This is a genomic window from Streptomyces sp. NPDC048441, from assembly GCF_043200235.1.
In the GTDB taxonomy this organism is placed as follows: domain Bacteria; phylum Actinomycetota; class Actinomycetes; order Streptomycetales; family Streptomycetaceae; genus Streptomyces.
This window is the reverse complement of the sequence record NZ_JBICXM010000001.1, coordinates 881370-891731: the sequence shown is the minus strand read 5'-3', so window position 1 is coordinate 891731 and position 10362 is coordinate 881370. Positions and strand designations below refer to the sequence as shown.

The window sequence follows — 10362 nt, the reverse complement described above, 5'->3', positions numbered from 1 at the left end:
GCGCCCGGGCCCCCCCCCGGGGGCCGCGCCGCCGCCGGCGCCCGGGGGGGGGCGGGGGGGGGGCCCGCGGGGGCCGGGGGGGGGGGGGGGGGGGGGGCGGCGGGGGGGGGGCCCCCCCCCCCCCCCGGGGGGGGGCGCCCCCGCGACAGACACTTCAGCGGGTCAGGAGATGCAGCCGCTCTTGCCGGTGGCGCTGATGCAGCCGCTCTTCGGCGTCGCGCTGATGCAGCCTTCCTTCGACTGGGCGCCGCCCGGACCGGAGTTGGCAGCGACCCACTTCTGCCACACGGACTCTTCGGTCATGCGCTTGATGAGCTTCTCCATGATGGAAACCTCCATAGATGTTTCTTATTCGGCATTCGCTACTGAATAGACAGGATTCATATCTTTCACCCCATCTGCAACGAACGTAAAGAGTTGGTCAAGAGAGTGTCAAGGGGAGGGGCGGGCCGGATGGCGCACTTCGCGCGGCTCCCACGAAGGCCCCTCGACTCCTACGGGGACCCCTCACCTCCGGAACCGGCCACCGGAAGCACCTTCACCCGCACAGCTTCCGTATCGCTGTCGTTGTGCCCCTTCGCCCAGTTCTCCAGCGTCGTACGGCAGGCGTGGTCCAGATGGCGCACCGCGGTCAGATCCAGCTCGATGAGCCGGTCCTTGGGCAGCGCCTCCAGGGTCTCCAGAATGCGCGGCAGGCGCAGGAACGTGGCGTTCCCGGTGAGGGTCACGACCAGTCGGCCATCGGTCAGTTCCCGTACGCCCACGTGCACATGGGAGGTGTCCCAGGCGGACTTGACCACCGCTAGCACCAGGCCGATGACCACGCCTTCGAACATGTTGGTCACCACGATGGCTATCGCGGTGGTGGCGAGGACCAGCGCCTCGCCCCGGTGAGCGCGGGCCAGCGGGACGATCGCCTTGACGGGGATCAGCTTGCAGCCCGCGTGCACCAGGACGCCCGCGAGCGCGGCGAGGGGGATGATGCCGAGCGCGGCGGGCAGCAGCACGGCGAACAGCAGCAGCCAGGCGCCGTGCAGGATCCGGGAGAGCGGAGTACGCGCCCCGGCCTCGACGTTGGCGGAGCTGCGCACGATGACCGCGGTCATCGGCAGGGCCCCGAGCACGCCGCAGACCGTGTTGCCGACACCCTGGGCGACGAGTTCCTTGTCGTAGTGCGTGCGTGGCCCGTCGTGCATACGGTCCACGGCGGCGGCGCTGAACAGCGATTCGGCGGAGGCGATCAGGGTGAACGCCAGGACCGTGCCGAGCGCAGCCACGCTGCCGAGGGCCGCCAGGTCACCGGGTCCCGGTGGCTGGATGGCGTCGACCAGACCTCGTACGGTCACGTTCGCCACATCCAGGCGCAGCCCGGCGGACACGGCGGTGGCGAGTGCGACGGCGGCCAGCGGAGCGGGCACCAGACGTACGGCCGCGGGCAGTTTCGGCCATAGCACCAAGACGGCGATGGTACCGAGGCCGATGCCCGCGCCCGCCGGTGAGGCGACGCCGCTCAGCGTGTCCACGACCAGTCCGGGCAACCCTGTGATCTTGTCGATACCGGACAGCGGCTGCTCGGCCCCGACCATGCTGTAGAGCTGACCGAGAATCAGTACGAGCCCGATGCCCGCCAGCATCCCCTGGACGACGGACACCGAGATGGCGCGGAACCAGCGACCGCAGCGCAGCAGACCGAGGACGATCTGTAGTACGCCGGTGAGCAGCACGATGGCGCCGAGCACGCCGAGCCCGAATTCGCGTACCGCCTCGAAGACGAGCACGGTCAGTCCGGCGGCGGGCCCGCTCACCTGTAGGGCGCTGCCCGGCAGGAAGCCGACGACGAGGCCACCGACGATGCCGGTGACCAGGCCGAGTTCGGCGGGTACGCCGGAGGCCACGGCCACGCCGACGCACAGCGGCAGCGCGACAAGGAACACGACGAGCGAGGCGAGTACGTCCTGGCGCGGAACGCCCGGTTCACGCAGTGCGCGAAAAGGGGAGGCGGCCTTGGGGGAAGTGGCCTTGGGGGTACCGGCCTTGGGGGTACCGGCCCTGGGAGAGGTGGCCCTCACAGCGGACCGAACGCCGGTCGGCCGTCGAAGGACGGCTGGTGGGCAGCAACGGCCCCGGTGTGCACCTCGTAGTACCAGGCGTGCAGGGTGAGCGATCCGTCGTCGGTCCGCTCCCGCACGCAGGGGTAGTCGCGCAGTCTCGCCAACTGCGCGAGCACATGCACCTGTACGGCTTCCGCCACGTCCGCGGAGGACGGGACGACGGAACGCAGGGCGGCGTCCGGAGCGACGGAGTGTTCGAGCCAGTCGCGCACGGCCGGTACGGCGGAGAGGTCTTCGCCCCGCACCAGGGCGCCGACCGCCCCGCAGTGCGAGTGCCCGCAGACGACGATGTCGCGGACCCCGAGCACGCACACCGCGTACTCGATGGTCGCGGCCTCACTCATGGGGCGGTTGTCCTGGCCGGTCGGTTCGCGCGATGGGTAGGGCGGTACCACACTGCCGGCCGTACGGAGTTCGAAGAGTTCACCGGGGTCTGCTCCGGTGATGAGAGCGGGGACGACACGTGAGTCGGAGCACGTGACGAAGAGGGCTTCGGGCGACTGCCCGGCTCTGAGGGCCTGGAAGGCCTCGGTGTTACGAGGGTCCGCCACATGAGTCGTGGCGAAGGAACGGGCGTTGTCGATCAGTGACTTCAAGGCGGCCTGCCTCCTGCGTCGCTACGGCCGGGGGCCGGGACGCGGTGTGGTCGGGTCGGAAAGCGGCAATGGGGTGGCGCGGACTGCTGTCGCAGCGGGTTGTGCGGCACCCGCGAGACAGCCTGAACGGCTGTCGCGTCTTCCACTTTGCCATCGCATTAACCTTGGGGGGTAGAGCAAATTTCTGCCAAAGGTTGAGTAAAAGACGCCCCTGCCGCCCCCTGGAGTGGAAGTTCGTCCAACGATCAACTTTTCAAGCGGCGACCAGGTGCGATCGCGTGGAGCACGAGCGGCGATTCCGTTCGCGCCTCCTTGCGATCGCGACGCGGCGGGGTGAAGGCGCGACGGAGCGAAGAGGGGCGGGCGCCAGACGGAAGGTGCCGTACGGAGATGTACGGCCGGTTCGAGCTGGACATGAACAGCCGCCTGGAGCTGGACCTGGCCGCGGCGACGGTGCCCGGCCCACGCAGACCGCATGGCGAGGCCGCCTCGGCTCGGGGATGACCCCGAGCCGCCGCCCGTGGCCGTAGGGAGTCGGGGACGTGGCCGGCAAAGTCGACGAGTCGGCGGCGCCCGAGCTACGAGGCTTGAGCGAACTTGTGCCGGGGCGGAGTCACCTCTTGACAGAACTGCACGTCGCTGAGCCACCCCACGCTCCGTGTTCATCACTCCGCAGTGCCTTGTGATCTCAGCAGCTCGAACACGCTGGAGAAGCTGTCCTGGCCGTGGCCGTCGGCCGATCGCCTGTCGAGCAGGGCTTTCAGCGGCTCATGGACGTCGGTGGCAATGCCGCTGGCTCTGCTGAGGTGGATGAGGCTGTCGACCCCGGCCCGGTTCAGGTCGACCGTGGAGACCCCATCCGCATACGCCGCTGCTTCGGCCTCGCGCGCCAGTTCGGGCAGGAACTCGGCCATGCCGTGCAGCCATCGGGCCGCCAGCGGGGCGAACACCTCAGGGGTGGTGCCCACCGAGTTGAGGAGTGCCGCAGCATGCAGAAACCCGGTAAGGGCCGCGTATCCGGTGCCCAGCAGGGCCAGGTCGTGGACCTCCGCAGAGCCGGGGTCCGTGCCGAAGTAGTGTGCCGGCGCCATCACTTCCAGCTCGCGCCGGTGGGTGGTGAAGGCACTCTGGGAACCGCTGTAGAGGAAGAAGCCCTCCGGGGTGGCGACGGTCTCGGGGAGGGCCATCATGGCGCCGTCGAGGTAGTCGGCGCCGTGTCCGGCGGCCCAGGCGGCCAGCTCACGAGCCTGACCGGGGGTGCTGTTGGCCAGGTTGACCAGGGTGCGGCCATGCAACGCGGAGACGGTGGGACCGAGGGTCTGCCATACAGCGTCGTGGTCGAGGAGCGGGGCGATCACCAGTGGGCCGGCCGCGACCGCCTCGGTGGTGGTTGTCGCGTGGATGGCGCCCTGGGCGACGAGTGCGTCGGCTTTGGCGGCGGTGCGGTTCCATACGGTCGTCGGGTAACCGGCGTCGAGGAACGCGGAGGCAATTGGGGTGCCCATCCGGCCGAGACCGAGGACCGTGACGTGCGGCTTCGTCTGCTCAGGCATTCCGCTCGCCCTTCGTGATCGTCTCGATGACGCTGGCGATGCCGCGGGAGCCGTTTCCGGTGGCCGCCGCCCGATCCAGCAGGTTCCCGATCAGCTCCGGCACGTCGGTGCCGATGCCGCGGGCCCTGCTGGTGTGCAGGAGGTGCTCCATCGCTGCCGCGTGCACCTCCACGGTGCCGTCGTCGTCCGGGAAACGGCCGTCCTCGATCTGGCGGGCGTGGTCGGCCATCAGCGAGGTGACGAACGGCATGTGCCCCGTCGCCACCGCGGCGAAGGCCGCCGGGTCGACGTCTGCCGCGCCCACCAGGGCCACGGCGTGGTAGAAGCCCGCCAGCGCACCCCAGGCCAGACCGAACAGTGCCGTGTCGTACAGCGGGGACAGCGCCGGGTCAGCGCCGAGGTGTACGGAGTTTCCCAGGCTCGCCAACACCGTCCGGTGGGTGGTGAAGGCTTCCGGAGAGCCGCTGAAGACGAACAGCCCCTCGGGCCGCCCGACCAGCCGGGTGCCGCTCATGGCGGCGCCGTCGAGGTAGTCCGCGCCGTGCCCGGCCGCCCAGTCGGCGATACGGACGGCTTCCTCCGGAGTGCCGGAGGTCAGGTTCGCCAGGGCACGGCCGCGCAGGCGCTCCGCCACCGGATCGAGCAGGTATTCCACGGTCTTGTAGTCCGGCACGCAGACCACGACCAGGGGACTCGCGGCGACCGCTTCCTCCACGGTCGTCGCCCGGACGGCGCCCTGGGCGACGAGTGCGTCGGCCTTCGCGGCGGTGCGGTTCCATACGGTCGTGACGTAGCCGGCGGCGAGGAAGGCCTGTGCGAGCCGGGTGCCCATCTGCCCCAGGCCGATCACCGACACCGTGGACCGCTCGTGGTTCTCGTGCTCCGACATGTGCTGACTCCCTGGCTCATTCGACTGACGGCACCGGACGGCTCGTTCGGTGTGCCCTCACTGTGTCGACCGGCGCTGTCGGACCTCTGTCGAGCCACTGTCGGTCCCCGGACAGCCGCTGCCGGTCGGCCGGATACCGTGCAGTCATGTACTTTTCCGTGCTCGGCCCGCTCACTGTCCGGACGGCGGCCGGAAGCACGGTTGACGTCCCGGAAGCGAAGGTGCGCGCCCTGCTGGCCGCTCTGCTCGTCCACGCGGGACAGACGGTCTCGGCCGACCGCCTGGTGGACGAACTATGGGGCGATCGGCTGCCCGGAAACCCGGCCGGTGCCCTGCAGACGAAGGTTTCCCGGCTGCGCCGCGCCCTGGCGCGGGCCGAGCCCGGGGCCGAGACACTGGTGCAGTCGAGGCCCCCGGGATACCTGCTGCGTATCGGCCCCGGAGACATGGACTCCCGTCAATTCGCCGATATGACTGCTGCCGCGTACGACACCGAGGACCCACGTACCAGGGCGGACCTGCTAACCGACGCTCTGGCGCTGTGGAGGGGGGAGGCCTTCGCCGACCTGCGCGACCTTCCGTTCCTGCGCGCCGCGGCCGGACTCCTTGAGGAGCAGCGCCTGACCACCATGGAAGCGCTCGCCGAGACCCGCCTTGAACTGGGCGAGCACCACACACTCAGCGGCGAGTTGGGTGAGCTGGCGGTCCACCACCCGCTGCGGGAGCGGCTGCGCGCCGTGCAACTGCGGGCCCTCTACCGGGCCGGGCGCCAGTCCGAAGCACTGGCCGTGTACGACGAACTGCGGAAGCAGCTGGCCGACGAACTGGGCGTGGACCCCGGACCGGAACTGACCGCTCTGCACCAGTCGATCCTCGCCCACGACGCGGCCCTTGAGACAGCCTCCGTCCCAGGCAAGATGAGGTACGGCGACCTGGCGGCGCCGCTCACCGGTCTGATTGGCAGGCAGGACGCGGTGCCCGCGATAGGTGAACTGCTCACCAGCCACCGGCTGGTGACGCTGACCGGCCCCGGCGGGGTGGGCAAGACTCGCCTGGCGGAGGAGGCGGCCGGCCGTGCGGCCGGTGCCTATCTCGACGGCGTCCGGATGGTCGGCCTCGCCGGATCCACCGAGGTGGCCGAGCAACTGAGCGCTGCCCTGGGCGTACGGGAGGAGGGAGCGGTGGGCCTGGAGGACGCTCTGCGGTCGAAGCGACTCCTGCTGCTCCTCGACAACTGCGAGCACGTCATCGACTCGGCGGCCGACGTTGTACGCCGGGTCCTGGCCGCCGCACCCGGGCTGAGCGTCCTGGCCACCAGCAGGGAACCACTCGGCCTGGCCGGAGAGGCGGTGTGGACCGTGCCGCCGCTGCCCCAGGCCGACGCCGAGGAGCTGTTCTCCGTACGGGCCGCGGCCGCCGCGCCCGGATTCGCCGTCACCGAGCACAACGCGGAGGCCGTCGCGACGATCTGCCGACGCCTCGACCGGATACCTCTTGCGCTGGAACTCGCTGCCACTCGGGTCCGTGCGCTGGGTGTGTCGGAGTTGTCCGCCCGCCTGGACGACAGGTTCCGTCTGCTGGCCGGCGGCCGGCGCGGCGTTCCACCGCGCCAGCGAACCCTCAGGGCAGTGATCGACTGGAGCTGGGAACTGCTTGCCGATGACGAACAGAAGCTCCTGCGCCGCCTGGCGGTCTTTGCCGACGGCTGCACCCTGGAAGCGGCCGAGGCCGTGTGCGGCAGCGATGACCGGGACGTCCTCGACCCGCTGATCCGGCTGGTGGACCGCTCGCTGGTCACCGTGGCCGACGGCCCTCGATACCGGCTGCCGGAGTCGGTGTCGGTGTATGCGCTGGAACGCCTGGTGGAGGCGGGTGAGTCCGAGGCTCTCCACCTACGCCACCACGCCTTCTACGCCGAACTCGTCGAACAGGCCGCAGCCCGACTCCACAGCTCTGAGCAGCAGCTCTGGCTGACGCGCCTTGACCGCGAAAGCGCCAACCTGCGTATTGCCCTGGAACGCGCCGTGCGACGACAGGACGCCACCGGGGCAATGCGCATGGTGCTCGCCACAACCTGGTACTGGTTCCTGCGCGGCCGGCTGAGCGAGGCCCGGCGATCGCTGGACGAAACCCTGCGTATCACCGGCGACGCCGAGGCGGGCCTCCGTTCCCAAGCCGCCGTCTGGCATGCGGGATTCACGATGCTGGCCGGGGAGGGACCCAACGGTCCAGCCCGTGCGCCCGAGAAAACCACCGACGACCGAGCCGGTGGCGCACGTGCCGCATGGTTCCTCGGCTACGCCTCGCTCAGCGCTGGCGAAGACCTGGCACGCAGCGAGACTCTGGTGGATCGTGCCCTGGCCGACTTCCACACAGCCGGGGACCGCTGGGGAATCGCCGCGGCACAGAGCACCCGGGCCACCCAGGCCCTGCTGCGGGGCGACCTCGCCGCACTGCGCCACAGCGCCGAGGACGGCCACGCGCTCTTCGAAGAACTCGGCGATCGCTGGGGACAGTTGCAGACCACCTATCCACTGGCAGCACTGGCCGCGATCACCGGCGACTACACGCACGCCGCACAACTGCACCAGGACGGTCTCTGCCTGGCCGAAGAACTGGGCTTCTGGACAGACGCCGCCGACCGGCTCACCGGGCTTGGCAGGGTCGCCCTCCTGACCGGTGACTTCCCGCTGGCCACCGAGCGCCACCGGCAGGCGATGGCCCTGGCCGCCGAACACGGCTACGCGGCGGGCGAGATCCACGCCGAAATAGGCCTCGCCCTCGGAGCCCGGCGCGAGGGCGACTTCGACCTCGCCGAGAAGCACCTCCGCAGAACCCTCGCATGGCACCACGATGTCGCCTTCGGCCCCGGCCCCGCACTGCTCCTTGCCGAACTCGGCTTCCTCGCCGAACAACGCGGCGACGCACCCGCGGCCCTCGCCCTGCACCGACAAGGTCTCGCCGTCGTCCGTGACAGCGGCGACCCCCGGGCCCTCGCCCTCGCCCACGAGGGCCTCGCCGGGGCGTACGCCCTCGCGGGTCAACCCGTGCAGGCCGCCCGCCTCCTGGGCATAGCCACCCGGGCCCGGGAATCCTCCGGCGCCCCTCTCCCGGAGGCCGAACGCGGCGACGTCGAGCGCATCACTGCCAAGGTTGTCGCGACGCTGGGCGCAGAGACGTTCGCTGCAGAGTTCTCTGCCGGCGTCGACGACGATCCCGACGTAGGACGCCACGGCGGGTCGACGAGTAGAGAGGGCTGAGGAACCCGACACGGTCACCTTGGCCGAGCCCGAGGCCCGACGGGGCCCGGTGAGCACCTCCCACAAATGACCCTTTCCCGGAGCAAGATCAAGAACAATCGGCGGAAGCGGTCCGGATCGCGGATTCACTGTCACAACTCGTCCTAGCCGCCGTAGGCCGCGAACGGCGCCCTGTCCGCACGCCACATACCTGCCTGCGAAGTATCTATGCTGGTCAAGCAGCGCAAGCTCTCTTCAGAGGCAAGAAAACACGAGGAGACGGATCTGGCCTGGCGGGCACTGGACGCGGGGTGGCAGATCCTTTACGAGCCGGAGTTGCTGCTCCAGCACCCCAAGACCTCCCCCGCCCGGCACGCGGTCTACTACCGGATGACCGCCCGCAACCGCGTCTGGCTCGCCCGGCGTAACCTTCCGCTCCCTCTCATCCCTGTCTACCTGGGCATCTGGACGCTGCTGACTCTGGCCCGCACACGGTCGCTCGGTGGGCTGCGAGCCTGGGCGGGTGGCTTCGTCGAAGGCGTGCGCCGCTCGTGCGGCCGGCGGCGGCCCATGCGCTGGCGCACGGTATGGCACATGACCCGCCTTGGCCGACCGCCGGTGATCTGACCCGTCGTACGGCCCCGGTCTCCGAGCGCGAGAAGCGGCTCTGAACAGAAGAAAACTCCTGTTCAGAGCCGCGAAGGCAGACGAGTCGGGCTGTACGCCGGGTTCTGTCGCCCGGTCGCCTCGCGGCGGCCGGGGAGACGGCCATCCATCTAGGGTCCGCATTGCTACGGACCTCGTGCGGTCTACCCGCGGACTCGGGCGGGCAGCCCTCAGTCATCCGCGCAGGGTCCTGTTTCCAGGGCCCCTCTTGACCTTGCTCCAGGTGGGGTTTACCTAGCCGCCTGAGTCACCTCAGGCGCTGGTGGTCTCTTACACCACCGTTTCACCCTTACCGGAGGCCGAAGCCTCCGGCGGTCTGTTTTCTGTGGCACTGTCCCGCGGGTCACCCCGGGTGGCCGTTAGCCACCACCTTGCCCTGTGGAGCCCGGACGTTCCTCGGGAAGAGCCCCTGGTGAGGGGAGCTTCACGCGGCCGTCCGCCCGGCTCGTCTGCCGTGTCGACCATGCTACCCGCCGTGTGCGGGAGCTCCGGCCCCCGGACGAAGCCGACGCCCCCGTCGCAAGGAACGAGCCCGCCAGGATGAGCAGGAAGGCTGTCGCGACGCCCGCCGTGATGGGTTCGGAGAGGAACGCGACGCCTGCCGCCACCGCCACCGCCGGGTTCACGTAGGTGAAGACGACCGCGCGGGTCGGGCCCGCCTCCCGGATGAGTTCGAGGAAGACGACGAAGGCCAGGGCCGTGCAGATGACGCCCAGGCCCGCCAGGGAGGCAAGGGTTTGAGGGCTCGGCACCGTCGTGGGCCAGGTGGCCGCCGCCGGGAGTGCGTAGACGAGGGCCGCCAAGGTCAGGCAGGGGGCTATCAGTTGGAGCGTGGGGACCGCCTTGAGGTGGCGGGCCACGATCAGCGGGGCGATCGCGTAACCGAGTGCCGTGAGCAGGACCTCCGTGAGGGACCAGGCATCGCCGCCGGTGAGGTGCGGGACGGTGAGGACCGCCACCCCGCCCAGGCCCAGGCCGAGGCCCGTCAGACGGCGTGCGCCGAGCCGCTCCGTGTCGCCGAAGAAGCGGGCCAGGACTGCGCCGATGATCGGTACGGCGGCGATCAACAGGCCCGCTGTGGAGCTGGAGAGGCGGCGCTCGGCGTCGGTCAGGGTCCACCAGGGGCCCAGGATCTCGATGCAGGCGAAGGCCAGCATCGGCTTCCAGTGGGTGCGCAGGACGCGGGTGAGGCCCCCTTGGCGCAGCGCGAACGGCAGCAACAGGGCGGCGCCGAGCGCACAGCGGGTGAAGACCACCATCGACGGTGAGAGGTCTTCGACCGCCACCTTGATCATCAGGTAGGGGATG

General features: G+C 70.2%; 6 protein-coding genes, 1 other RNA gene and 2 pseudogenes. 2 read left to right on the top strand and 7 right to left on the bottom strand.

Translation table 11 applies throughout. From position 1 onward, the window contains the following. Positions 1 to 162: 162 nt before the first annotated feature. The 5 genes from ACGFSB_RS03985 to ACGFSB_RS03965 form a co-directional block, all read right to left on the bottom strand. Entirely contained in the window at positions 163 to 339 is a 177-nt protein-coding gene (locus ACGFSB_RS03985; protein ID WP_393393556.1) for a hypothetical protein, read from the bottom strand. 155 nt (positions 340 to 494) lie between these two features. Continuing rightward, positions 495 to 1982, bottom strand: a complete 1488-nt coding sequence (locus tag ACGFSB_RS03980) for a SulP family inorganic anion transporter (protein WP_393393849.1) — start codon at positions 1980 to 1982, stop codon at positions 495 to 497. A gap of 83 nt (positions 1983 to 2065) precedes the next feature. Further along, positions 2066 to 2707, bottom strand: a complete 642-nt coding sequence (locus ACGFSB_RS03975; RefSeq protein WP_393393554.1) for a carbonic anhydrase — start codon at positions 2705 to 2707, stop codon at positions 2066 to 2068. Between the two features lie 665 nt (positions 2708 to 3372). Further along, positions 3373 to 4260, bottom strand: coding sequence for an NAD(P)-dependent oxidoreductase (locus ACGFSB_RS03970; protein ID WP_393393552.1), 888 nt, complete (start codon positions 4258 to 4260; stop codon positions 3373 to 3375). Then, positions 4253 to 5149, bottom strand: a complete 897-nt coding sequence (locus ACGFSB_RS03965) for an NAD(P)-dependent oxidoreductase (RefSeq protein WP_393393549.1) — start codon at positions 5147 to 5149, stop codon at positions 4253 to 4255. The genes ACGFSB_RS03970 and ACGFSB_RS03965 overlap by 8 nt, the downstream gene beginning before the upstream one ends. Before the next feature lie 146 nt (positions 5150 to 5295). On the opposite strand from ACGFSB_RS03965, the gene ACGFSB_RS03960 reads away from it, so the two are divergent. Next, the gene (locus ACGFSB_RS03960; RefSeq protein ID WP_393393546.1) at positions 5296 to 8409 is read left to right on the top strand and encodes a BTAD domain-containing putative transcriptional regulator; all 3114 of its coding nucleotides are present in this window, start codon (positions 5296 to 5298) and stop codon (positions 8407 to 8409) included. A 249-nt stretch (positions 8410 to 8658) separates the two neighbouring features. After that, positions 8659 to 9015: pseudogene (locus ACGFSB_RS03955) on the top strand (glycosyltransferase family 2 protein); the annotation flags it as partial. Between the two features lie 77 nt (positions 9016 to 9092). On the opposite strand, the gene rnpB reads toward ACGFSB_RS03955, so the two are convergent. Beyond that, positions 9093 to 9502, bottom strand: an RNA gene (rnpB, locus tag ACGFSB_RS03950) — RNase P RNA component class A. Positions 9503 to 9632: 130 nt separating this feature from the next. After that, positions 9633 to 10349: pseudogene (locus ACGFSB_RS03945) on the bottom strand (DMT family transporter); the annotation flags it as partial. Between the last annotated feature and the right edge of the window lie 13 nt (positions 10350 to 10362).